This is a genomic window from Streptomyces sp. NPDC027672 (assembly GCF_055566335.1).
This window is the reverse complement of the sequence record NZ_JBVHSO010000005.1, coordinates 430,802-457,610: the sequence shown is the minus strand read 5'-3', so window position 1 is coordinate 457,610 and position 26,809 is coordinate 430,802. Positions and strand designations below refer to the sequence as shown.

Genomic DNA, 26,809 nt, shown 5'->3' with positions numbered 1-26,809 from the left:
TCCTCCGTGGTTGCGTCGGGACGGCGCGGTCTGGACGGCACTCACGAGAGGCCCATCTCCTTGTCGATCAGGTCGAAGATCTCTTCGTCGGTGGCGGACTCGACGGCTTCGGCGGAGTCCGTGCCGCCGCCGGGCTCTGTCGCCGGTTCGAGGCGGGCGAGGGCGCCGCGCAGCCGCCGGGCGAGGTCCGCGCGCCGTTGTCCGGCGTCGGTGCCCGCGCCGGCCAGTTCGGTGGCGAGCGCGTCGAGCCGGTCGAGTTCGGCGGTGCCCGGCGGCGCGGCCGGCGCGGAAGCGGCGGTGAGCCGGGCGGTGAGGTGACGGGCGAGGGTGTCGGGGGTGGGGTGGTCGAAGACCAGCGCGGCCGGCAGCCGGGTCCCGGTCGCCGCCATGAGCCGGTTGCGCAGTTCGACGCCGGTGAGCGAGTCGAAGCCGAGGTCCTTGAACGGCCGTTGCGCGCCGATCAGGTCGGTGGAGGCGTGGCCGAGGACGGCGGCCGCGTTGCCACGCACCAGGTCGAGCAGGGCGCGGTGGGCCTCGGCGGGCGGCAGCTCCGCCACCTGCTCGGCGAGCGACGGCCCGGCCGGCGCCGGGGGCGCGGCGCTCCTCCCGCGCGCGCCGCGCACCAGCCCGCTGAGCAGGGGGGGCAGGGGCGCGCCCGTGGCGGCGGTCGCGCGCAGCGCGGCCGTGTCGACCGCGGCGGCCAGTACGTGCGGCTGCGCCGCGGTCAGGGCCGCGTCGAAGAGGGCGAGGGCCGTTTCGGTGGGCAGGGCGCCGATGCCGCCCCGTGCCGTCTTGCGTACGTCGGCGTCGGTGAGGTGCGCGGTGAGCGCGCTGCGCTCCTCCCACATGCCCCAGGCGAGGGACACGGCGGGCAGTCCTTCGGCCCGGCGGTGCGCGGCCAGGGCGTCGAGCGCGGCGTTGGCGGCGGCGTAGTTGGCCTGTCCGGCGGTGCCGAGCAGGGCGGCGCCGGAGGAGAACAGGACGAAGGCGGCCAGGTCGCGGTCCCGGGTCAGCTCGTGCAGGGCAAGTGCGGCGTCCGCCTTGGGCCGCAGGACGCGTGCGAGCCGCTCGGGTGTGAGCGCGGTGACGGTGGCGTCGTCGAGGATTCCGGCGGCGTGCACGACGGCGGTGAGCGGGTGCGCGCGCGGGATGCCCGTGATCAGTGCGGCGAGCGCGTCCCGGTCGCTCACGTCACAGGCCGTGACGGTCACCTCGGCCCCGGCCTCGGTCAGTTCGCGGACGAGTCGTCCGGCGCCGGGGGCGTCCGGGCCGGAGCGTCCCGTGAGCAGCAGCCGGCGGACGCCGTGGGCGGTGACCAGGTGGCGGGCGACGAGCCCGCCGAGGGTGCCGGTGCCGCCGGTGATCAGCACGGCGCCCTCCGGGTCGAGGGGCGCGGGCAGGGTGAGGACGTTCTTGCCGATGTGCCGGGACTGGCTGAGCCTGCGGAACGCCTGTGGGGCCTGGCGCAGGTCCCAGCAGGTCAGCGGCAGCGGTGTGAGGGCACCCTGTTCGAACAGGGACAGGATCTCGGTGAGCATGGCGCCGACCCGGTCGGCTCCGGCCTCCATCAGGTCGAAGGCCCGGTAGCGGACGCCGGGGTGGTCGCGCGCCACCTCGTCGGCCTGGCGTACGTCGGTCTTGCCCAGCTCTATGAACCGGCCGCCGCGTGGCAGCAGCGTCAGGGACGCGTCGACGAACTCCCGCGCCAGGCAGTCGAGGACGACGTCCACGCCCCGGCCGCCGCTGGCGTCGAGGAAGCGGCCGGCGAAGTCGAGGGTGCGGGTGGAGGCGATGTGGTCGCCGGGCAGGCCCGAGGCCCGCAGGACGCCCTGCTTGGCGGGGCTCGCCGTCGCGTACACCTCGGCTCCGGCGTGCCGGGCGAGCTGGACGGCGGCCATGCCGACGCCGCCCGCCGCGGCGTGCACCAGGACCGACTGGCCGCGCCGCAGGCCGCCGAGGTCGAACAGGCCGTAGTAGGCGGTGAGGAAGGCGATCGGCACCGACGCGGCCCGCGCGAAGGTCCAGCCGGCCGGTATCCGGGCGAGGGTGCGCCGGTCGGCGACGGCGGTCGGCCCGAAGGCGCCGGCGAAGACCCCCATCACCCGGTCGCCCGGTGCGAGGTCGTCGACGTCCGGGCCCACCTCCAGGACGACTCCGGCGCCCTCGCTGCCGAGTCCCGCGTGGTCGGGGTCGAGTCCGAGGGAGGCCACCACGTCGTGGAAGTTGAGGCCCGCGGCCCGTACGGCGACCCGCACCCGGCCGGCGCCGAGCGGGGCGAGCGCGTCGGGCGCGGGTTCGGCCGTGAGCCCGTCGACCGTGCCGTCCCCGGACAGGGCGACCCGCCAGCCGTCCGCGCTGCCGGGGGGCGGCACCAGGGTGTCCCGGCCGGGCCCGGCGGTCAGGCGCGGTACGAGCACCTCCCCGGCGCGTACGGCGGTCTGGGGTTCGCCCGAGGCGAGCGCGGCGGGCAGGGCGGCACGCGACTGCGGGTCTCCGTCCAGGTCCACGAGCAGGAACCGGCCGGGGTGTTCGGTCTGCGCGGTCCGCAGCAGCCCCCACACGCCGGACCGCGTCCAGTCCGCCGCCCGGTCGCCGGGGCCGGTGGTCACGGCGCCCCGGGTGACGACGGCGAGGACGGAGCCGTCGTACCGCTCGCCGGACAGCCACTCCCGCACGAGTGCGAGGCACTCCGCGGCGACGGCGTGGAACACCGCGGTCTCGTCCGTGCCGCCGCGCGCGTCTTCGTGCGCGGCGTCCGGGCGCGGGCAGTCGGCGACGACCAGGGCGGGCACGGGGCTGTCCGGTTCGGCCCGCAGGACGGCCCAGTCGCCCGGGTCCGTCTCCGGAACGAGGTCGTCGGCGTCCGGCGCGGGCACCCAGTCCACCCGGTGCAGCCCGTCCCGGCCGTGCCCCGCGCGCCCCGGCCCGCCCGCCGACGCCGGGCGCAGGGCGAGCGAACCGGCCGACAGGACCTCCTGCCCGGCGAGGTCGTACACGGTCAGGGCGACGGCGTCCGGTCCCTCGCCGGTGAGCCGGACCCGTACGGCGGTGGACCCCGTGGCGTGCGCGGTCACGTCGTTCCAGCTGAACGGCAGGCGCGCGGTGTCGTCGCGGCCGGGCAGCAGCGCGGCGGTCTGCAGGGCGGCGTCGAGGAGCGCCGGGTGCAGGCGGTACCCGGGGGCGTCGGCGTGCTGCCGCTCGTCCAGGACGAGGTCGGCGCAGATCTCGCCGTCCCGGGTCCAGGCGGCGCGGATGCCCCGGAACGTGGGCCCGTAGCGGTATCCGGCGGCCGCGAACCGTTCGTAGAGGCCCTCGATGTCCACGGCCTCGGCGCCGGGCGGCGGCCAGGTGACGAGGGCGGGCCCCGCGGGGCGGGCCGCGGGCGCGACGGTGCCGGTGGCGTGGGTGGTCCACGCGGACGCGGCCCCGGGCTCCGGTCCGGTCTCCGGCCCCGTTTCCGGTCCGGTGTCCCGCTCGGCCCGTGAGTGGAGGCCGAGTGCCCGCCGCCCGTCCGCGCCGGGCGTCCCGAGGCGCACCTGGATGCGGACGGCGCCCTCGTCGGGCAGCGGGAGCGGTGCGGACAGGGTGAGTTCGTCCACCGTGGCGCAGCCGGCCGCGGCGGCGGCGCGCAGCGCGAGTTCCAGGAAGGCGGTGCCGGGCAGCAGGGCGGTGCCCTGGACCACGTGCTCGGCGAGCCACGGGTGGCTGCGCCGTGAGAGGCGTCCTGTGCACAGGACTTCGCCCGTGCCGGCGATCTCGACGGTGGCGCCCAGGAGCGGGTGTCCCGTCGTCCCGAGCCCCGCCGAGGCCACGTCCCGGCTGGTGGTCGGGACGTCCAGCCAGAGGCGTCGTTCCTGGAAGGGGTAGGTGGGCAGGTCGGTGCGGGTGGCGCCGGTGCCCGCGAAGACGGGGGCGAAGTCGACCGGGATGCCGTGCGCGTGGGCCTGCCCGAGGGCGAGGAGCATCCGCTGGAGTCCGCCTTCGTCCCGGCGGAGCGTGCCGAGGACGACGCCGGTCGCCTCGGCCGCCTCCAAAGTCTCCTCGACCGCCATGCCGAGCACCGGATGCGGGCTGACCTCGATGAAGGCGTCGAAGTCCGCATCCGCCAGGGTACGGACGGCGGGCTCGAAGGCGACCGGGCGGCGCAGGTTCGTGTACCAGTACGCGGCGTCCATCGCCGAGGTGTCCAGCCACTCGCCCGTCACCGTGGAGAGCAGCGGCACCTCGCTTCGCACCGGCCGGATTCCCTCCAGGGCCCGTGCCAATTCGTGCTCGATCCGCTCCACATGGGCCGAGTGCGAGGCGTAGTCCACCTCGATCCGCCGCGCCCGTACGCCGTCCGCCGCGCAGGACGCGAGCAGCTCGTCCAGGGCGTCCGTGTCCCCGGACACCACCACCGCCGAGGGGCCGTTGACCGCCGCCACCGACAGCCGTCCGGTCCAGGCCGCGACGGTCTCGGCGGCCCGCTCCGGCGACAGGGCGAGCGACACCATCCCGCCCTGTCCGGCCAGTCCCGCGATCGCCCGGCTGCGCAACGCGACCACCTTCGCGCCGTCCGCCGGTGACAGCCCTCCCGCGACGACCGCCGCCGCGATCTCCCCTTGCGAATGTCCGACCACCGCGTCGGGCACCACGCCGAAGGAGCGCCACAGCCGCGCCAGTGACACCATCACCGCGAACAGCACCGGCTGCACCACGTCCACCCGGTCGAGGTCCGTGCCCGAGCGCACCACGTCCAGCAGCGACCACGGCGTGTACGGGGACAGGGCCGCCGCGCACTCCCGCAGGGACTCCGCGAACTCCGGTGATTCGTCGAGCAGTTCCCGCGCCATCCCGGCCCACTGCGCGCCCTGTCCCGGGAACACGAACACCGTCTTGCCGGACACCGAGGCCCGGCCCTGAGCGACGAACGCGGACGGCTCTCCGGCGGCCAGTGCCCGTACGCCCCGCAGCAGTAGCTCCCGGTCCCCCACCACCACGGCCCGGTGCTCGAACCGAGAGCGCGTCACCGCCAGCGACAGGGCCACGTCGGCGGCCCGGGTCTCCTCGTCGCACCCCTCCAGCAGCCGGGCCGCCTGCTCCCGCAGCGCCTGGGGCGTCTTCGCCGACACCACCCAGGGCACCGGCACCGGCAGGTCGCGGTCGGCGGGCGGGACCGTCTCCGGGGCCTGCTCCAGGATCACGTGGGCGTTCGTCCCGCTCACCCCGAACGACGACACCCCGGCCCGGCGCGGTCCGCCGCCGGCCTCCCACGGGCGTGCCTCGGCGAGCAGCCGCACCTCACCCGCCGACCAGTCGACCTGCGGGGTCGGTTCGTCGACGTGGAGGGTCCGCGGCAGCGTCCCGTGCCGCATCGCGAGGACCATCTTCATGACTCCGGCGACACCGGCCGCGGCGGAGGTGTGGCCGATGTTGGACTTCAGCGAGCCCAGCCACAGCGGCCGCCCCGCCCGGCGTTCCCTGCCGTACGTCGCGAGCAGGGCCTGCGCCTCGATCGGATCGCCCAGCGTGGTCCCGGTGCCGTGCCCCTCCACCGCGTCCACGTCCTTCGCCGACAGCCCGGCGTCGGCGAGCGCCGCGCGGATCACCCGCTGCTGGCTCGGCCCGTTCGGCGCCGTCAGACCATTGCTCGCGCCGTCCTGGTTCACGGCACTGCCCCGTACCACCGCCAGTACCGGACGGCCGTTGCGGCGGGCGTCCGACAGCCGCTCCAGGAGCAGCACCCCGGCGCCCTCGCCGAAGCCGGTGCCGTCCGCGCCGGCGGCGAAGGACTTGCAGCGGCCGTCGGCCGCCAGACCGCCCTGGCGGCTGAACTCCACGAAGAGTTCCGGGCTGGACATCACGGTGACCCCGCCCGCGAAGGCGAGCGAGCACTCGCCGCTGCGCAGCGACCGCACCGCGGTGTGCAGGGCCACGAGCGAGGAGGAGCAGGCCGTGTCGATGGTGAGGGCCGGGCCTTCGAGGCCGAAGGCGTAGGCGATACGGCCGGACACGACGCTGCCGGAGTTGCCGGTGCCGAGGAAGCCCTCGACGTCCTCGGGGATGTGCGGGAGGAGCCGTACCGCGTAGTCCTGCTGCATCAGGCCGATGAAGACGCCCGCGGGGGTGCCGCGCAGCGCGGCCGGGTCGATGCCGGCGCGCTCGCACGCCTCCCAGGTGAGGGTGAGCAGCAGGCGCTGCTGCGGGTCCATGGCGATGGCCTCGCGGGGCGAGATGCCGAAGAAGTCGGGGTCGAAGTCGGCGGCTCCGGTGAGGAAGCCGCCCTCGCGCACGTACGAGGTGCCGGTGTGCCCGGGGTCCGGGTCGTAGAGCGCGTCGAGGTCCCAGCCGCGGTCGGTGGGGAAGGCGGAGACGCCGTCGCCGCCGGAGGCCACCAGCCGCCACAGGTCGTCCGGGGTGCGGACCGCTCCGGGGAAGCGGCAGCCCATCGCGACGATGGCGATCGGCTCGGCCACGGCGGCCGCGGGGGAAGGCCGGGCCGCGGGCGCCGTGGGCACGGGGTCCGCTCCGGTCAGTGCGTCCCGCAGGTGCGCGGCGAGCGCCTGCGGCGACGGGTGGTCGAAGACCAGGGTGGCGGGCAGCCGCAGACCGGTGGCGGCGGTGAGGCGGTTGCGCAGTTCGACGGAGGCGAGGGAGTCGAAGCCGAGGTCGCGGAAGGCACGCGCCGGGACGACCGCGCTGTCGGAGGTGTGGCCGAGCACGGCGGCGGCCTGGGCGCACACCAGCCGGACGAGCGTGCGCAGGCGTTCGGCCTCGGGCAGGGCGGCGAGGCGCTCGGGCAGGGCGGTGCCGGTGTCCTGGGCGGGTGCGGCGGCCGCGGCCCTGCGCGCGGGTACGCGGACGAGGGAGCGCAGCAGCGGCGGTACCGGCTCTCCTTCGGCGGCGCGGGCCCGCAGTGCGCGCGGGTCGAGCCGCAGCGGCAGCAGCGCCGGGGCGTCGACGGTGAGGGCCGCGTCGAGGAGTGCGAGGCCCTCGTCGGTGGTGAGGGGCGGCATGCCCGAGCGGGCCAGGCGGCGCAGGTCGGCGTCGTCGAGGTGTCCGGTCAGGGCGGAGCGCTGCTCCCACAGGGTCCAGGCGAGGGACCGTGCGGGCAGGCCGAGGGCGTGGCGCCGCCCGGCGAGGGCGTCCAGGTAGGCGTTGGCGGCGGCGTAGTTGCCCTGTCCGGGGCCGCCGAAGGTGCCCGCGGCGGAGGAGAAGAGGACGAAGGCCCGCAGGTCCTTGTCCCGGGTGAGTTCGTGCAGGTGCCGGGCGGCGTCGGCCTTGGGGCGCAGCACCGTGTCGACGCGGCCGGGGGTGAGGGCGGTGATGACGCCGTCGTCGAGGGCGCCCGCGGCGTGGACGACGGCTGTCAGGGGGTGGCCGGCGGGGATGCCGTCGAGCAGGGCGGCGAGCGCGGTCCGGTCGGCGGCGTCGCAGGCGGCGACGGTGACGTGGGCGCCGAGCGCGGTGAGTTCGGCGGTGAGTGCCGTGACGCCGGGCGCGTCGGGGCCGGACCGCCCGGCGAGGAGGAGGTGGCGGACGCCGTGCCGGGCCACGAGGTGGCGGGCCACGCGGGAGCCGAGCAGTCCGGTGCCGCCGGTGACGAGGACGGTGCCGTCGGGGTCGAGGGCGACCGGTACCGGGTCGGCGGTGGGGACCTTGGCGAGCCGGGGGACGAGGACGGTGTCGCCGCGTACGGCCAGTTGCTCCTCCCCGGAGGTGAGCGCCGCGGCGACGGCCCGCGGCGCCGCCTCCTCGTCCAGGTCCACGAGGAGGAAGCGGCCGGGGTGTTCGGACTGGGCGGAGCGCGTCAGGCCCCACACGGCCGCGCGGGCCGGGTCGGCGGGCGCCTCGCCGACGGCGTTCCGGGTGACGAGGGCGAGCCGTGTGCCGGCGAGCCGCTCGTCGGCGAGCCAGGTCTGGAGGGTTTCCAGGGCCCGGTGGACGGCGGCGTGCACGTCCTCCGCGTCGTCCGTGTCCCCGTCGTGGTACGGCGGTTGCGGCGCCAGCACGAGGGCGGGCGGTGCCGTGCCCGCGTCGAGGGCGGCGGTGAGCGCGGCGGTGTCGGCGTAGACGGCCGACGCCGGCAGGCCGGTGCCGGCGGGGCCGATGACCGCCCAGTCGGCGGCCACGGGAGCGGGCGGGCAGGTGACCGGGGTCCACTCCACCCGGAACAGCGAGTCGTGGTGGGTCCGGGTCGCGCGGGCGTCCGGTGCGGCCGGGCGCAGGACCAGGGACTCCACGGAGGCGACGGGGCTTCCGGTGGTGTCGGCGACCTCCAGGGCGAGGGTGTCCGGCGCGGTCCGGGTCAGGCGGACGCGCAGCGCGGCGGCGCCCGTCGCGTGCAGGGTCGCCCCCGACCAGACGAACGGCATGCGGTCGCCGTCGCCCGTCCCGTCGGCGGTGAGTCCGGTGGCGTGCAGAGCGGCGTCGAGCAGCGCCGGATGCAGGGCGAACCGCTGGGCGTCCTGATGGATCCCGGGCGGCAGCACGGCTTCGGCGTACAGGTCGTCGCCGAGCCGCCACACCGCCGTGAGTCCCTGGAAGGCGGGCCCGTAGGCGAAGCCTCCCTCGGCGTAGCGCGCGTACATGCCGTCGAGGTCGACGGGGGCCGCGCCGGGCGGCGGCCAGGCGCCCGGGGCGGTGGCGGCGGGGGCGGGGGCCGCCGGGGCGAGGAGGCCGGTGGCGTGGCGGGTCCACTCCTCGTCCGTGTCCGGGTCGTCGGGCCGCGCGTGCAGGGCCAGTGCGCGGGTGCCGTCGGCGGCGGGCGCGCCGACGGACAGGCGCAGGACGACACCGGCGTCCCGTGGCAGTGTCAGGGGCGCTTCGAGGGTGAGCTCGTCGACGCGGGAGCAGCCGGTGCGGTCGCCGGCGAGGACGGCGAGTTCCAGGAAGGCGGTGCCCGGCAGCAGGATGTCGCCCTGGACGGTGTGGTCGGCGAGCCAGGGGTGGGTGCGCGCCGAGAGCCTGCCGGTGAACAGCAGGCTTTCGCTGTCGGCGAGCGTGACGACGGCGCCGAGGAGCGGGTGTCCCGAGGGGTCGAGGCCGAGCGAGGCGGCGTCGCCCGCGGGCGCGCCGGTGTCCTCCAGCCAGTAGCGCTCCCGCTGGAAGGCGTACGTGGGCAGGTCGACGCGGGTGGGGCGGTGCCCGGTGAGGACGGCGTCCCAGTCGACGGGCACGCCGCGCGTGTGCAGTTCCGCGAGCGCGGCGAGCGTCCGGCGCCGGCCGGCGTCGTCGCGGTGCAGGGTGCCGAGGGCGAGGGCGTCGGTGCCGGCTGCCGCGGCGGTGTCCTGGAGGGCGGCGGTCAGCACGGGGTGCGGGCTGACCTCGACGAACACGCGGTGCCCGGCGTCGAGCAGGGCGCGCGTGGCCCGCTCGAACTCCACGGTGTGCCGGAGGTTCTCGTACCAGTAGGCGGCGTCGAGGCGCTCGGTGTCCAGGAGACCGCCGGTGACGGTCGAGTAGAACGGCACGACGGCCGGGCGGGGCGTGAGGCCCGCCAGGGCCGCGGACAGCTCCGCGCGGATCGCCTCGACGTGCGGGCCGTGCGAAGGGTAGTCGACGGGGATGGCGCGGGCCCGTATCCCGTCGGCTTCGAGGGCGGCGAGGAGTCCGGCCAGTGCCTCGGGGTCGCCGGAGACGGCGGCCGACTCGGGGCCGTTGACGACGGCGAGCGCGATCCGCCCGGCCCAGGGCGCGAGGCGTTCGCGCACCTGGTCGGCGGGGAGCGCCACCGACGCCATGCCGCCGTGTCCGGCGAGGGCCCGCAGTGCCCTCGCGCGCAGGGCGACGACCTTCGCGGCGTCGTCGAGGGTGAGGGCGCCGGCGACGCAGGCGGCGGCGATCTCCCCCTGGCTGTGCCCCACCACGGCCGCGGGCTCGACACCGTGCGCGCGCCACACCTCCGCGAGGGAGACCATCACCGCGAACAGCGCGGGCTGTACGACGTCGACGCGGTCGAACCCCGGGGCGCCGGCGGCGCCGCGGACCACGTCCGGGAGCGAGAAGTCGGTGTACGGGGCGAGGGCGTCGGCGCACTGGGCGAACCGGGCGGCGAACACCGGTGAGGTGTCGAGGAGTTCGCGGGCCATGCCGGGCCACTGGGAGCCCTGGCCGGGGAAGACGAAGGCGACGGCCTCGCCGGGGCGGGCGGTGCCGCGCACGATGCCCGGCGGCAGCGGGTCGGCGTCGCGGGCGAGCGCGTCCAGCCCGTCGAGCAGCGCCTGCCGGTCGTCGGCGAGGAGGACGGCCCGGTGCTCGTGCCCGGCCCGGCCCGTCGCCAGGGTGTGGGCGACGTCGGCGGGGCGGAGGCCGGGCGTCTGTGCCAGGTGGGTGTGCAGGGCGGCGGCCTGGGCGCGCAGCGCGGCGGCGGTGCGCCCCGAGACGACGCAGGGCACGGGGCCGGTGGGCGCCTCGGTGCGCGGCGGCGCCTCGGCGGGCTCGGCCTGTTCCAGGACGACGTGGCCGTTGGTGCCGCTGACGCCGAAGGAGGACACGGCGGCGCGGCGCGGACGCCCGGTCCCGGGCCAGTCGGTGGCCTCCGTGACCAGTTTCAGCGTCCCCGTGGACCAGTCGACCTGGGGGGTGGGGTCCGTGCCGTGCAAGGAGGGCGGCACCATGCCGTGCCGCATGGCGAGGATCATCTTGATGACGCCGCCCACGCCGGCGGCGGCCTGGGTGTGGCCGATGTTGGACTTCAGCGAGCCGATCAGCAGCGGCCGTTCGGCGGTGTGTTCCCGGCCGTACGTGGCGAGGAGCGCCTGCGCCTCGATGGGGTCGCCGAGCGGGGTGCCGGTGCCGTGGGCCTCGACGACGTCGACGTCCGCCGCCGTGAGCCGGGCGTGGGCGAGGGCCTGGCGGATGACGCGTTGCTGGGAGGGTCCGTTGGGCGCGGTGAGGCGGCTGCTGGCGCCGTCCTGGTTGACGGCGGAGCCCCGTACGAGCGCGAGCACCGGGTGGCCGTTGCGGCGGGCGTCCGACAGGCGTTCCAGCAGGAGCATGCCGACGCCCTCGCCCCAGCCGGTGCCGTCGGCGGCGGCCGAGAAGGACTTGCAGCGCCCGTCGGCGGCGAGGCCGTTCTGCCGGCTCATCTCCACGAACGGCACGGGCGTGGACATCACCATGGCGCCGCCGGCGAGCGCGAGCGTGCAGTCGCCCTGCCGCAGCGCCTGGCCGGCCAGGTGGAGGGCGACCAGGGACGACGAGCAGGCGGTGTCCACGGAGACGGCGGGGCCTTCGAGGCCGAAGGTGTAGGCGATGCGGCCGGACGCGACGCTGTCGGAGCTGCCGTTGCCGAGGTAGCCCCGGACGTCCTCGGGCACCTGGCGCAGCCGGACCGCGTAGTCCTGGTACATCACCCCGGCGAAGACGCCGGTGCGGCTGCCGCGCAGGGTGTGCGGGTCGATCCCGGCGCGTTCGAAGGCCTCCCAGGCGGTCTCCAGGAAGAGCCGCTGCTGCGGGTCCATGGCGAGGGCCTCGCGCGGGGAGATCCCGAAGAAGCCGGGATCGAACCCGGCGACGTCGTCGAGGAAGCCGCCCTCGGCGCTGTAGGTGGTGCCGGGGCGCTCCCCCGCCGGGTCGTGCAGCGCGGCCAGGTCCCAGCCGCGGTCGGCGGGGAAGGGGGTGATCGCGTCGGTGCCCGTCGAGACCAGGCGCCACAGGTCCTCGGGGGTGCGCACACCGCCGGGGTAGCGGCAGGCCATCGCGACGACGGCGATCGGCTCCCGGTCCCGGGCCTCGGCCTCGCCGAGGCGCTGCTTGGTCCGGTGCAGGTCGGCGGCGACCCGCTTGAGATAGTCGCGCAGCTTGTCGTCATTCACCGTGGATCGTCACCTTCGTACGCGGGGCGGTCGGGGGGCGTGCGGGCGGCGGCGGTCACGTCATGGGCTGCCGAGTTCGCTGTCGATGAAGTCGAAGAGTTCGTCGTCGGTGGAGCCCATGCGGTCCTCGACGGCGTCCGCTGCGGGGCCGGGGTCCGGGCGGAGGGTCTCCAGGAGGTCCTGGAGCCGGGCCGTGAGCGCGGTGCGTGCCGCGTCGTCGTGCACGGCGTCGCGCACCGCGCCCTCCAGGCGGTCGAGTCCGGCGAGGACCTCGGGGCCGGGTCCGCCCGTGCCGTCCGCGGGGGCGATCTGCTCGGCGAGGTGGCGGGCGACCGCGGCGGCGGTGGGGTGGTCGAAGAGCAGGGTCGCGGGCAGGGGCAGGCCGGTGGCGGCCCGCAGCCGGTTGCGCAGCTCCACTGCGGTCAGCGAGTCGAACCCGAGGTCGAGCAGCGGCAGTTCGGTGCCCACGGCCATCGGGTCGGAGAAGCCGAGCACCAGCGCGGCGTGGGTGCGGACCACCTCGGTGAGGGCCCGCTCGCGCTGTGCCGGGGGCAGTCCGGTCAGGCGCTGTAGCAGCGCGCCGGCGGTGTCGGGGCCGGGTCCTTCGCCTGCCGCGGCACGGCGTACGGGGGTGCGGACGAGTCCGCGCAGGAAGGCGGGCACCCCGCCGGTGGCGGCCTGTTCCGCGAGGACGCCGGTGTCGAGGCGCAGCGGCAGGAGGGCGGGCGCGTCCAGGCCGGTGGCCGTGTCGAAGAGGGCGATGCCGTCGGCCGGTGTGAAGGCGACGATGCCGCCGCGGGCGATGCGGGCGAGGTCGGCCGCGCCGAGGTGCCCGGTCATGCCGCCGCCGGTGGCCCACAGGCCCCAGGCCAGCGAGACGCCGGGCAGGCCGCGGGCGCGCCGCCGGTGGGCGAGGGCGTCCAGGAAGGCGTTGGCGGCCGCGTAGTTGGCCTGACCCATGCCGCCGAAGACACCGGCGATGGAGGAGAACACGACGAACGCGGACAGGTCCAGGCCGGCGGTCAGTTGGTGCAGGTTGACGGCGGCGTCGACCTTCGGGCGCAGCACGCGGTGGAGCTGCTCGGGCGTCATGTCGGCGACCACTCCGTCGTCGATGACGCCCGCGGTGTGCACGACACCGCGCAGCGGATGCTCCAGACCGTCCAGCAGTTTCTCCAGGGCTTCCCGGTCGGCGGCGTCGCAGACGGCGATCTCGGCGTCGGCGCCCGCCGCGGCCAGGTCGTCGAGGAGCGCGCCGGCGCCGTCGGCGGCGGGTCCGCTGCGGCTGATGAGCAGCAGGTGCCGTACGCCGTGCTCGCGCGCGAGGTGGCGGGCGACCAGGGCGCCGAGGGAGCCGGTGCCGCCGGTGATCAGGACGGTGCCGTCGGGGTCCCAGGGGGCCTCGCCCGCGGGCAGGGAGCCGGGGACGCGGGCCAGCCGGGCGGCGTGGAGCTGTCCCGCGCGCAGGGCGAGCTGGGGTTCGCCCGTGGCGAGTGCCGTGGTCAGGGCGGCGCGCGAGGCCGGGTCGCCGTCGGTGTCGAGGAGGACGAACCGGTCGGGGTGCTCGGTCTGCGCGGAGCGGACCAGGCCCCATACGGCGGCGTGCGCCGGGGCGGGCACGTCGTCGCCGGGGGCCACGGGAACGCCGCCCTGGGTGACGAGAGCGAGCCTCGCCCCTTCGAACCGCGCGTCGGCGAGCCAGGTCCGCACCAGGTCCAGGACATGGCCGGTGAGGTCGTGCACGGCCCGGACCGTGCCGCCGTCACCGCCGTCCGTGGCGCCGCCGTCCGTGGCGCCGCCGTCCGTGGCGCCGCCGTCCGTGGCGCCGCCGTCCGTGGCGCCGCTGTCCGTCTCCGGCAGGGCGGTGAGTACGAAGGCGGGCACCTCGGCGCCCGCGTCGATCGCCGCGCCCAGGGCGGTGAGGTCGGTGTGGGCCGGCGCGAGGCCGGCGAAGGCGTCCCCGAGCACCGCCACGGCCCCCGGGACGCGACGGGTGGGCGCGGCGACGGGCCACTCCAGGCGGAAGACGTCCTCATGGGCACCCGTGCGGGACTCCTGGATCCGCTCGGCCGTCACCGGCCGCAGCACCAGGGACCGGGCGGTGGCGACCGGGGCCCCGGTGGGATCGGCGACCGTGAGGGCGACGGCGTCGCGTCCCGCGGGCGTCATGCGCAGCCGCAGGGCCGTCGCGCCGGACGCGTGCAGCCGTACCCCGCTCCAGGAGAACGGCAGCCAGCCCTGGTCGCTGCCTTCGAGTACGCCGAAGGCCAGCGAGTGCAGCACGCTGTCGAGCAGCGCCGGGTGGAGCCCGTAGCGGCCCGCGTCCGTGCGCTGCTCCTCGGGCAGGCGGGCCTCCGCGTAGACGTCGGTGCCCAGGCGCCAGGCGGCGCGCAGGCCCTGGAAGGCGGGTCCGTAGGCGAATCCGCCGTCGGCGAGGCGCTCGTAGAGGCCGTCGGTGTCCAGGGGTTCGGCTCCGGGGGGCGGCCAGGTGGTGAGGTCGTCGGCCCGCACCGGTGTGCCGTCACCGAGGCGGCCGCTCGCGTGCCGGGTCCAGGGCTCGTCGGGTGCGGCGTGCTCGGGCCGGGCGTGGACGGCGAAGGGCCGGCCGCCGGTGGCGTCGGGCGCCTGGACGGTGAGCTGGAGGGTGACGGCGCCTCGCTCGGGCAGGGTGAGGGGTGCTTCCAGCGTGAGTTCGTCGACCTCCGGGCAGCCGGTGCGGTCGCCCGCGTGGACGGCGAGTTCGAGGAAGGCCGTGGCGGGCAGGAGCGCGCCGCCGTGGACGGCGTGGTCGGCGAGCCAGGGGTGGGCGGCCACGGACAGCCGGCCGGTGAACAGGAAGCCGCCGGTGTCGGCGAGCGGGGAGCCCGCGCCGAGCAGGGGGTGCGCGGACGGCAGCAGGCCGGCGGCGGGCAGGTCGGCCGCCGCCGGGGTGGGCGCGAGCCAGTAGCGGGAGCGCTGGAAGGCGTACGTGGGCAGCGCGACGTGTGTGTCCGGCACGTCGGCGAACAGCGGGGCCCAGTCGACGCCGGTGCCGTGGACGTGCAGGCGGGCGAGGGCGGCGGTCACCGCGGCGGGTTCCGGCGTGTCCCTGCGCAGCAGCGGCACCGCGGCGACGTCGTCGGCGGCGCCGGTGAGGCAGTCCTGGGCGAGCGCGGCGAGGACTCCGTCGGGTCCGAGGTCCAGCAGGGCGGTGGCGCCCTCGGCCTCCAGGGTGCGTACGGCGTCGTGGAAGCGGACGGTGGAGCGCACGTGGCGGACCCAGTGGCCGGGGTCGCGCAGGTCGGCGGCGGTGGCGAGGGCGCCGGTCAGGTCGGAGACGACGGGGATGTCGGGCTCGTGGTACGTGACTTGTTCGGCGACGGCCCGGAAGTCGGCCAGCATGCCGTCCATGTGCGGGGAGTGGAAGGCGTGGCTGACGGTGAGCCGCCGGGTCTTGGCGCCCTGCGCGCGCCAGTGTGCGGCGATCTTCTCGACGGCCGCCGGGTCGCCGGACAGGACGGTGGCGGCGGGCCCGTTGACGGCGGCGACGGCTATCTCGTCCTCCCTGCCCGCCAGTTGGGGCAGGAGTTCCGCCTCGGGGACGGTGAGCGCGACCATCGCGCCGCCCTGGGGCATGGCCTGCATCAGCCGGCCGCGGGCGGCCACCAGGGCGGCGGCGTCGGGGAGCGAGAGCACGCCCGCGACGTGCGCGGCGGTCAGTTGTCCCACGGAGTGTCCGGTGACGAGGTCGGGCCGCACCCCGTACGACGCGACGAGCCGGTGCAGGGCGACGCCGAGGGCGAACAGGGCGGGCTGGGTGTAGGCGGTGGTGTCGAGCAGTGCCGCGTCGTCGGTGCCCGGCGCGGCGTGGACGACGTCGCGCAGCGGCCGGTCCAGGAGCGGGTCGAGTTCCGCGCACACCGCGTCGAAGGCGTCGGCGAACACCGGGAAGCGGCGCAGGAGTTCGGCGCCCATGCCGAGCCGCTGGCTGCCCTGCCCGGGGAACAGGAAGGCGGTCTTGCCGGCCCGTCCGGCGGTGCCCGCGATCACGTCGGCCGATGCGGTGCCGTCGGCGAGCGCGGTCAGGGCGGCCTCCAGCGCTGTCCGGTCGGCGCCGAGGAGGACGGCCCGGTGTGCGAAGGTGCTGCGGCCGGTGGCCAGGTTCTTCGCGACGGCGTCGGAGCCGGGTGACGGGTCGGCGCTGACGTGGTCGAGGAGGCGGCGGGCCTGGGCGCGCAGGGCGTCCTCGCCGCGGGCGGAGAGCAGCCAGGGCAGGCAGGGCGCGGCCGGTGGTGCCGTCTCGGGCGTCGGGGGGTCGGGGACGTGTTCCAGGATGGTGTGGGCGTTGGTGCCGCTGACGCCGAAGGAGGACACGGCGGCGCGGCGCGGGTGGTCGCCGTCGGGCCAGGCGGTGTTCTCGGTGAGCACGCGGACCTGGCCCGCTGACCAGTCCACGTACGGCGTCGGCTCGTCGACGTGGAGGGTCGCCGGGAGCGTGCCGTGCCGCATGGCGAGGACCATCTTGATGATGCCGGCGATGCCCGCGGCGGCCTGGCTGTGTCCGATGTTGGACTTCAGCGAACCGACGAGCAGCGGCCGTCCGGCGGGGCGCCGTTGTCCGTACGTGGCGAGCAGGGCCTGCGCTTCGATGGGGTCGCCGAGTTTGGTGCCGGTGCCGTGCGCCTCGACGGCGTCGATGTCGGCGGGTGTCAGGCCGGCGCCGGCGAGGGCCTGCCGGATGACGCGCTGCTGGGAGGGCCCGTTCGGCGCGGTGAGGCCGTTGCTGGCGCCGTCCTGGTTGACGGCGGAGCCCCGTACGAGCGCGAGCACCGGGTGTCCGTTGCGGCGGGCGTCCGACAGGCGCTCCAGGAGGACCATGCCCGCGCCCTCGGCCCACGCGGTGCCGTCGGCGGCGGCCGCGAACGGCTTGCACCGGCCGTCGGCCGCGAGGCCGCGCTGACGGCTGAACTCGACGAACGCGCCCGGTGTCGCCATCACGGTGACCCCGCCCGCGAGCGCCAGGGAGCACTCGCCGCCGCGCAGCGCCTGCGCCGCCATGTGCACGGCGACCAGGGAGGAGGAGCAGGCCGTGTCCACGGTCACGGCCGGGCCCTCCAGGCCGAAGGTGTAGGCGATGCGCCCGGAGGCGACGCTGCCGGCGCTGCCGATGCCGAGGTAGCCCTCGAACTCCGCGGTCGGCTCGGTGACGCGGGAGCCGTAGTCGCGGTAGCTGGAGCCGACGAAGACGCCGCCGTCGCCGCCCCGGACGGTCCGCGGGTCGATGCCCGCCCGCTCGAACGCCTCCCAGGCGGTTTCCAGCAGGAGGCGTTGCTGTGGGTCGACGGTGAGGGCCTCGCGGGGTGACATGCCGAAGAAGGCGGGGTCGAAGTGGTCGGCGTCGTAGAGGAATCCGCCTTCGCGGGCGTAGGTGCGGCCGGCCTTGTCCGGGTCGGGGTCGTAGAGGCCCGCCAGGTCCCAGCCGCGGTCGGTGGGGAAACCGGAGATGGCGTCGGTGCCGTCGGCCAGGAGCTGCCAGAACTCCTCGGGGCTGGTGACGCCGCCGGGGAAACGGCAGCTCATCGCGACGATCGCGACCGGGTCGTCGTCCAGGACGGCGCGGGGCGCGGGGGCCGGGGCGGCGGTGGGCTCGGGCGCGCCGGGCAGCTCCGCGTGCAGGTGGCCGACGAGCGCGGTGGTGGTCGGGTGGTCGAAGACGAGGGTGACGGGCAGGCGCAGGCCGGTGGCCTCGGCGAGGCGGTTGCGCAGCTCGACGGCGGTCAGCGAGTCGAAGCCGAGGTCCTTGAACGCCCGCTCCGGTTCGATCGCGGCGGGATCGTCGTGGCCGAGGACGCCGGCGGCGCACGCCCGCACCAGGGCCGCGAGTTCCTCGGCGCGTTCGGCCGCGGACAGTCCGGCGAGCCGGGCGGCGAGGCCGTCCTCTCCGCCGCCGGGCGCGGCGGCCTGCTCGACGAGGGCGCGGCGCACCTCGGGGAGGTCGCCGATCAGGGCGCTGGGCCGCAGCGCGGTGTAGGCGCGGACGAAGCGGTCCCAGGCGAAGTCGGAGACGATCAGGCGGGTCTCGTCGTCGTCCAGGGCCTGCCACAGGGCGTCGACGGCGCGTTCCGGGTCCATCGCGGGCAGGCCGTCGCGGACGAGGCGTTCGCTGGTGGCGCCCGCGGCCAGGCTGTCGCCGCCCCACAGGCCCCAGGCCACGGAGGTGGCGGGCAGGCCGCGGTCGCGGCGGGCCTGGGCGAGGGCGTCGAGGAAGGCGTTGGCGGCGGCGTAGCTGCCCTGTCCGGTGCCGCCGAGGGTCCCGGCCAGCGAGGAGAACAGCACGAAGGCCGTCAGGTCCGCGTCCGCGGTGAGTTCGTCGAGATGGAGTGCGGCGTCCGTCTTGGGACGCAGCACCCCGGCGGCGCGCTCGGGGGTGAGGGTGTCGAGGACGCCGTCGTCCAGGACGCCGGCGGCGTGGAACACGGCGCGCAGGGGCCGCTTGGCCGGGATGCCGTCGAGGAGCCGGGCGAGGTCGTCGCGGTCGGCGGCGTCACAGGCCGCGATGGTGAACTCCGCTCCTGCGGCGTCGAGTTCGGCGGCGAGCGCCGCGGCGCCGGGGGCGTCCGGGCCGCCGCGGCTGGTGAGCAGCAGGTGCGCGCCGCCGCTGCGGGCGAGCCTGCGGGCGATGCGGGCGCCGAGCCCTCCGGTGGCACCGGTGACGAGGACGGTGCCGTCGGGTGTCCAGCCGGTGCCGTCGGGCGCGCGCCGCGGTCCGGCGTGGGCGAGGCGCCGTCCGAAGACCCCCGGGGCGCGCACGGCGAGCTGGTCCTCGCCGTCCGGGTGCGCGAGGACGGCGGCGAGCCTGCCCCGGGTCCGCTCGTCGAGCCGTCCGGGCAGGTCGACGAGGCCGCCCCAGCGCTCGGGGTACTCGACGGCGGCGACCCCGCCCAGACCCCAGAGCAAGGCTTGCAGGGGGGCGCCGAGGCGGTCGGAGCGGCCCACGGCGACCGCGCCCCGGGTCACGCACCACAGCGGCGCCCGTACGTCGGCGTCGCCGAGCGTCTGGACCAGCGCGGTGGTGAGGGCGAGGCCCGTGGGCAGGGCGGTGCCGTCGGCGTACGGGGACTCGTCGAGGGCCAGCAGGGAGAGCACGCCGTCGGCCGGGGACTCCTCGGCGAGGGCGCGCAGACGGCCGGCGAGGGGACCGCGCCCGTCGCCCCCGGCGTCCCCGGTGCCGAGGTGCAGCAGGACGGGGTGGACGCCGTGCTCGCGCAGGGTCTGGAGGCAGGCGGCGACGGCCGGGTCCCCGGCGGCGGCCTCGGGTGCCACGAGCCACCAGGTGGTGCCGGTGAGGCCGGAACTCCCTTGCGGAGTGAGGGGCTTGAAGGTGACGCGGTGGCGCCAGGAGTCCAGCACGGACTGGCTCCGGCGGTCGCGCAGCCAGTCGGAGAGCACGGGCGTCACCGTGTTCACGGCCGCGCGCACGTCGTCGTCCACGACGCGCAGACGGTCGGCGAGGGCGTCCGGGTCCTGTCCGGTCACGGCGTCCCAGAACTCCTGGTCGACGGGACCGGCACCACCCCGGGCCCCGTCGCCGGTTCCGTTCCCGGGCGAGGGCTGCATCCAGTAGTGGCGGCGCTGGAAGGCGTACGTGGGCAGCTCGCGGCGGCGGGCTCCCGTGCCGTCGAAGACCGCGTCCCAGTCCACCGGGTGCCCGAGGGCGTGGAGTTCCGCGAGCGAGGTGAGGACGCGGGTGCGGGCGCCCTCGTCCCGGTGCAGGGTGCCCACGACGCCACCGGTGCCGCCGGCCGCCTCCAGGGCTTCCCGGATCCATACGGTGAGCGCGGGGTGGGTGCTGGTCTCGACGAACAGGCGGTGCCCGTCGGCGAGGAGGGCGTCCAGGGCCCGGCGGAAGGCGACGGGCTCGCGCAGGTTGCGGTACCAGTACGCGGCGTCGAGTCCCGAGGTGTCGAGCTCGCCGCCGGTGACGGTCGAGTAGAAGGGCACGCGGGACGGGCGCGGGGTGATTCCGGCGAGGAGGGTGCGCAGTTCGTCGTGGATCTCGTCGACCTGCGGCGAGTGTCCGGCGAAGTCGACGCCGGGGAGGGGCCAGCACAGTACGCCGTCGTCGGCGAGTGCGCCGTGCAGTTCCTCCAGGGCGGCGGGGTCGCCCGAGACGGTCACCGTCGTGGGCCCGTTGACGGCGGCGATGTCCAGCCGGCCCGCCCAGGGCGCGAGCCGGGCTTCGACGGTCTCGGCGGGCAGCGGGATGTACAGCATGCCGCCCCGGCCGGTCAGCGCCACCAGCGCCTTGCTGCGCAGGGCGACGACGCGGGCGGCGTCCTCCAGGGACAGCGCCCCGGCCACACACGCGGCGGCGATCTCCCCCTGCGAATGCCCGACCACCGCCGCGGGCTCGACCCCGTACGACCGCCACACCCGCGCCAACGACACCATCACCGCGAACAGCACCGGCTGGACCACGTCCACCCGCTCCAGCCCCGCACCCGACCGCAGCACCTCCGCCAGCGACCAGTCCGTGTACGGAGCCAGCGCCACGGCACACTCCGCGATCCGGGCCGCGAACTCCGGCGAGGAATCCAGCAGTTCACGCGCCATTCCCGGCCACTGCGACCCCTGACCGGGGAACACGAACACGGCCCGGGTGTCCTGGGCGGCGGTGCCGCGCACGGCGCCGGGGCCGGTGCGGCCGTCGACGAGGGTGTCGAGCGCGGCGAGCAGGGTGTCCCGGTCGCGGCCGACGACGGCGGCGCGGTGCTCGAAGGCGGTGCGCGTGGTGGCGAGGGAGTACCCGACGTCGGCGGGCAGCAGGCCGGGCCGGCCGGTGACGTGGGCGCGCAGCCGCGCGGCCTGCTCCCGGAGCGCCTCGGCGGTCCGCGCGGAGAGGACCCACGGCACGTCCACGTCCGCGGGTCCGGCCTCGGTCCCGGTCGCGGTGGACTCGTCTTCCGCGGGCGGCTGTTCGACGATGACGTGGGCGTTGGTGCCGCTCAGGCCGAAGGAGGAGATCCCGGCGCGCCGCGGACGTCCGTTCGCGGGCCAGGGCACGGCCTCGGTGAGCAGCGAGACGGCTCCCGCCGACCAGTCGACGTTCGGGGAGGGCGCGTCCACGTGCAGGGTCGCCGGAAGCACTTCGTGGCGCATCGCCAGGACCATCTTGATGATGCCCGCGACACCGGCGGCGGCCTGGCTGTGCCCGATGTTGGACTTCAGCGAGCCCAGGTGGAGGGGTACGTCACGGTCCTGACCGTAGGTGGCGAGGATGGCCTGTGCCTCGATGGGGTCGCCGAGGGTGGTGCCGGTGCCGTGGGCCTCCACGGCGTCGACGTCGGCGGCGGTGAGACCGGCGGCGGCGAGGGCCTCGCCGATCACGCGCTGCTGGGCGAGGCCGCTGGGCGCGGTCAGTCCGTTGCTCGCGCCGTCCTGGTTGACGGCGGAGCCGCGCAGGACGGCGAGCACGGGGTGGCCCAGGCGCCGGGCGTCGCTGAGCCGCTCCAGGAGCAGCAGCCCGGCGCCCTCGGCCATGCCGAAGCCGTCGGCCGCCGCCGCGAAGGACTTGCAGCGGCCGTCGGCGGCGAGCCCGCGCTGCCGGCTGAAGCCGGTGAAGGTGAGCGGCGAGCCGATCACGGTGACACCGCCGGCGAGGGCGAGGGCGCAGTCGCCGTTCCGCAGCGCCTGCGCGGCCAGGTGCACGGCGACCAGCGAGGACGAGCAGGCCGTGTCCACGGTCACCGCCGGGCCCTGGAGGCCGAGGGTGTAGGCGACGCGGCCGGACAGGACGCTGGTGGAGATGCCGGCGACGAAGAGACCTTCGAGTTCCTCGGGGACCTCGTCCATGCTGCCGCCGTAGCCCTGGTAGGCGGCGCCCGCGAAGACGCCGGTGCGGCTGCCGCGCAGGGTGCGCGGGTCGAGGCCGGCCCGCTCCAGGACTTCCCAGGAGGTCTCCAGCAGGAGCCGCTGCTGCGGGTCCATGGCGAGGGCCTCGCGCGGCGAGATGCCGAAGAAGTCCGCGTCGAAGCGGCCCGCGTCGTACACGAAGCCGCCGGCCGCCGCGTAGCTGGTGCCGGGCCGGTCGGGGTCGGCGTCGTAGAGCGCGTCCAGGTCCCAGCCGCGGTCGGCGGGGAGTCCGGCGACCGCGTCGCGGCCTTCGGCGACGAGCCGCCACAGTTCCTCGGGGGTGTCGACGCCGCCCGGGTAGCGGCAGCTCATGGAGACCACGACGACCGGATCGTCGTCGGCCGCGACGGCGCGCACCACCGGGGCCGCGTCCGGGGCGGCCCGGTCGCCCAGGAGTTCGGTGCGCAGGTGACGGGCGAGGGCGCCGGGTGAGGAGTAGTCGAAGACGACGGTGACGGGCAGGCGCAGACCGGTCGCTGCGGTGAGCCGGTTGCGCATCTCCACGGCGGTCAGCGAGTCGAAGCCGAGGTCGCGGAAGGCGCGGTCGGGCGCTATGGAGTCCTCGGTGTCGTGGCCGAGGACGGCCGCGGCCTCGGTGCGCACGAGGTCGGTCAGGACGCGTGCGCGCTCGGGCCCGGTCAGGTCGCGCAGCCGGTCGCGCAGGCTCCCGGTGGCCGGGTCCGCGTCGGCGGGGGCCGGGGCGGTGTCCGGCTCCAGGGCGGCGCGGGCCTCGGGGACGCCGCCGATGAAGGGGCTCGGCCTGCCGGTGGTGAAGACCGTGGCGAACCGGTCCCAGTCGATGTCGGCGACCAGGGTGAGGGTCTCGTCGTGGTCGAGGATCTGCTTGAGGGCGGTGACACAGGTGGCGGGCGGCATGAACACCACGCCCTGGGCGCGCAGTTGGTCCTCGGCGAGGTGCGCGGCCATGCCGCCGCCGTCCTCGGGGCTCCAGATGCCCCACACGACGGAGGTGGCGGTCAGGCCCCGGGCCCTGCGGTTCTCGGCGAGCGCGTCGAGGTGGGCGTTGGCGGCGGCGTACGCGCCGTGGATCGCGCTGCCCCACACACCGGATATGGAGGAGAACAGCACGAAGGCGTCGAGGGTGTCCCGGTCGAACAGCGCGTCCAGGTGGGCGGCGCCCAGCGCCTTGGCGTGCAGGGTGTCGGCGAACTCGTCCAGATCGGTGTCGTCGAGTGCCACGAGCGAGCCGCCGGCGGCCGCGTGCAGCACGGCGCGGATCTCGCAGCCGTCCGCCGTCAGGCCGGCGACGAGCGCGGCGAGCGCGTCCGGGTCGGTGATGTCGCAGGCGGCGACCGTGGCGCGGGCGCCCAGGGCGGTGATCTCCCGGACGAGCGCGTCGGCTCCGGGTGCCTCGGGGCCGCGGCGGCTGACGAGGACCAGGTGTTCGGCGCCCTCCCGGGCCAGCCAGCGGGCGATGTACGCGCCGAGGCCGCCGGTGCCGCCGGTGATCAGTGTGGTGCCGCGCGGGGTCCAGGTGCGGCGGGGCGCGGTGGCGCCGAGCGGGGCGCGGACCAGCCGGCGGCCGTGGACGCCCGCGCCGCGCACGGCGAGCTGGTCCTCGTCGCCGGGCGCGGCGAGCACCGCGCACAGCCGGGCCGCGGACCGTGCGTCCGGCTCCGGCGGCAGGTCGACGAGACCGCCCCAGCGGCGCGGGTGTTCCAGGGCGGCGCACCGGCCGAGGCCCCAGCTCACGTGCTGGGCGGGGCTGACGGCCGCGTCGGCGGGGCCGACGGCGACGGCGCCGCGCGTGGCCCACCACAGCGGCGCGACGAGCCCGGCGTCGCCGAGTGCCTGCACCAGGGCGAGGTTGAGGGCGGCGCCGACGGGCACCGACGGCCGGCGCGGGTGCGGTCGTTCGTCGGTGGCCAGGAGCGAGAGGACGCCCGTGGGCGCGGTGTCCGCCAGGGCCTCGGTGAGCCGGGCGGCGAGCGGGCCGCGTGCGGTGTCGTGTGCGTCGAGGACGACGGTGGTCACGGTGGCCCCGGCGTCCTCCAGGGCGCGTACGCAGGCGGAGTGCCAGGTGTCCCCGGCGGGCGCGGCGGGCAGCAGGACGAGCCAGGTGCCCGACAGGCGGGCGGTGGCGGGCTCGGGCAGGGGCTGCCAGGCGGGTCGGTAGCGCCAGGACTCGACGGTGGCGAGTGCGGCGCGGCGCTCGCGCCAGGCGGTGAGCGCGGGCAGGACGGCGCTGAGCGGTTCCTCGGGTCCGACCCCGAGGGTGGCGGTCAGCTCGGGCAGGTCGCCGGTGCGGACGGCCTCCCAGAAACGGTCCTCCACGGGATCGGCGGGCGCGTCCGGCACGGTCGTGGCGGGCGGCGACTCCAGCCAGTACCGGCGCCGCCGGAACGCGTACGTGGGCAGTGCGGCCGCGGTGTCGTGGCCGTCGAACACGCGGGACCAGTCCGGGGACAGGCCGCGGGTGTGGGCCTCGCCAAGGGCGAGCAGGAAGCGGTGCGGGCCGCCGTCGTCGCGGCGCAGGGTGCCGAGCACGGCGGCGGGCCGTTCGAGGCCCGCGGACTCGGCGGTCTGCTCCACGCCCAGGGTGAGCACCGGGTGGGCACTGACCTCGATGAAGAAGCCGTGGCCGGCGTCGAGCAGGCCGCGGACGGTTTCCTCGAAGCGCACGGTCCGCCGCAGGTTGCGGTACCAGTACCCGGAGTCGAGGACGGTCGTGTCCGGCACCCGGCCGGCGTCGACCGTGGAGTGGAACGGCACCTCGGCGGCGCGCGGTGTGATGTCCGCGAGAACGGTGCGCAGCCGTTCCTCGATCTCCTCGACGTGCGCGGAGTGCGAGGCGTAGTCGACGGGGATGACGCGGGCCCGTACGTCCTGCGCGACGAGGGCGGTGACGACGCCTTCGATCGCCTCCGGGTCTCCCGAGAGCACCGTGGCCGAGGGCCCGTTGACGGCCGCGACGGACAGCCGGCCGCCCCACGGCGCCAGGTGCGGGCCGAGGTCGGCGGCGGGCAGCGGCACGGACGCCATCCCGCCGCGTCCCGTGATGTCCCCGAGCGCCCGGCTGCGCAGCGCGACGACCTTGGCCGCGTCGTCCAGGGACAGCGCGCCCGCCACGCAGGCGGCGGCTATCTCTCCCTGGGAGTGCCCGACCACGGCGTCCGGTTCGATCCCGTGCGCGCGCCACAGCGCCGCCAGCGACACCATCACCGCGAACAGGGCGGGCTGCACCACGTCGACGCGCTCCAGGGACGGCGCGCCGCCGGTGCCGCGCAGCACCTGCTCCAGCGACCAGTCCACGTACGGCGCGAGAGCCCGCTCGCACGCGGCCATCCGGTCGGCGAAGACGGGCTGTGCGTCGAGCAGACCGACCGCCATGCCCGGCCACTGCGAGCCCTGCCCGGGGAAGACGAACACCGTCTTGCCGACGGGCCCGGTGGTGCCCCGCACGAGGCGTGGGGACGGGCTGCCCGCGGCGAGCGCGGTCAGCTCCTCGACGAACCCGGCGCGGTCGTCCGCCACCACGGCGGCCCGGTGTTCGAAGGCGGACCTCGTGGTCGCCAGGGCCCGGCCGATGGCGCCGTCCGTGGCCGGGGCCTCCCCGGCCGTGTCCCCCGCCGCTCCGACGTGTCCGAGCAGGCGCGCGGCCTGGGCGCGCAGGGCGTCCTCGTCGCGGGCGGAGAGCACCCACGGCAGCGGGCCCGCGGCGGGCGCGGTCCCCGGCGCGGTGGGCGTCTGCGCGGTGTCCTGCGCGGCGGTGTCCTCCTCCAGGACGAGGTGGGCGTTGGTGCCGCTCACGCCGAAGGCGGACACTCCGGCCCGGCGGGGCCGCCCCGGCGCGTCCCAGGGGCGGGACTCGGTGAGGACGCGGACGGCGCCCCGCGACCAGTCGACGAACGGGGTCGGCTCGTCGACGTGCAGGGTGCGGGGCAGCCGGCCGTGGCGCAGGGCCATCACCATCTTGATGACGCCGCCGACGCCGGCCGCGCCCGAGGTGTGGCCGATGTTCGACTTCAGCGAGCCGATCCACAGCGGTCGTCCGGCGTCCCGCTGCTGCCCGTACGCGGCCAGCAGGGCCTGGGCCTCGATGGGGTCGCCGAGACGGGTGCCGGTGCCGTGCGCCTCGACGGCGTCGATGTCGCCGGGCGCGAGCCGGGCGTCGGCGAGGGCGTCGGCGATGACGCGCTCCTGGGCCGGGCCGTTGGGCGCGGTCAGGCCGTTGCTCGCGCCGTCCTGGTTGACGGCGGTGCCGCGGATGACGGCGAGCACCCGGTGGCCGGCCCGGCGGGCGTCGGCGAGGCGCTCCAGGACGACGATGCCGGCGCCCTCGGACCAGCCGGTGCCGTCGGCGGTGGCCGCGAACGCCTTGCAGCGTCCGTCGGCGGACAGGGCGCGCTGGCGGCTGAAGGCGACGAACGGGTCCGGTGTCGCCATCACCGCGACGCCGCCCGCGAGGGCGAGGGTGCACTCGCCGGCGCGCAGCGAACGGACCGCGAGGTGCAGGGCGACCAGGGACGACGAGCAGGCGGTGTCGACACTGATGGCGGGGCCCTGGAGGCCCAGGGTGTAGGCGACGCGGCCGGAGACGACGCTGGTGGCCGTGCCGGTGTCGAGGAGGCCCTGGAGTTCGGGGATGCCGCGGGAGGTGCTGCCGTAGTCGTTGCGCATCGCGCCGAGGAACACGCCGGTGCGCGTGGAGCGCAGCGTGGCCGGGTCGATGGCCGCGCGTTCGACGGCCTCCCAGGCGGTCTCCAGGACGAGGCGCTGCTGCGGGTCCATGGCGAGGGCCTCGCGCGGGGAGATCCCGAAGAAGCCCGCGTCGAAGTCGGCGGCGTCGTGCAGGAATCCGCCGTGGCGGGTGGCGGAGGTGCCGGGGTGGTCGGGGTCCGGGTGGTAGAGCGCCTCGGTGTCCCAGCCGCGGCCGGTGGGCCATTCGGTGATGGCGTCGGTGCCGCTGTCGACGAGGTCCCACAGCCGTTCGGGGGTGTCGGCGCCGCCGGGGTAGCGGCAGCTCATGGCGACGATCGCGACGGGTTCGTGGCGGGCGTCCTCCGCCTCGCGCAGGCGGCGCCTGGCGTCCCCCAGGTCCGCGGTGGCACGCCTGAGGTATTCGAGGAGCTTGTCGTTGTCCGGCATGGGTGTCCCGC

General features: G+C 76.6%; 2 protein-coding genes. Both read right to left on the bottom strand.

Annotation, left to right across the window (positions count from 1 at the left end):
- Positions 1–41: 41 nt before the first annotated feature.
- A complete protein-coding gene (locus ACZ4SV_RS15390) occupies positions 42–11,798 on the bottom strand; it encodes an SDR family NAD(P)-dependent oxidoreductase (RefSeq protein ID WP_468004634.1) in 11,757 nt (3,918 codons plus the stop codon).
- Between the two features lie 60 nt (positions 11,799–11,858).
- On the bottom strand, positions 11,859–26,798 hold the full coding sequence (locus ACZ4SV_RS15385) for a type I polyketide synthase (RefSeq protein ID WP_468004632.1): 14,940 nt from the start codon (positions 26,796–26,798) through the stop codon (positions 11,859–11,861).
- Positions 26,799–26,809: the final 11 nt, after the last annotated feature.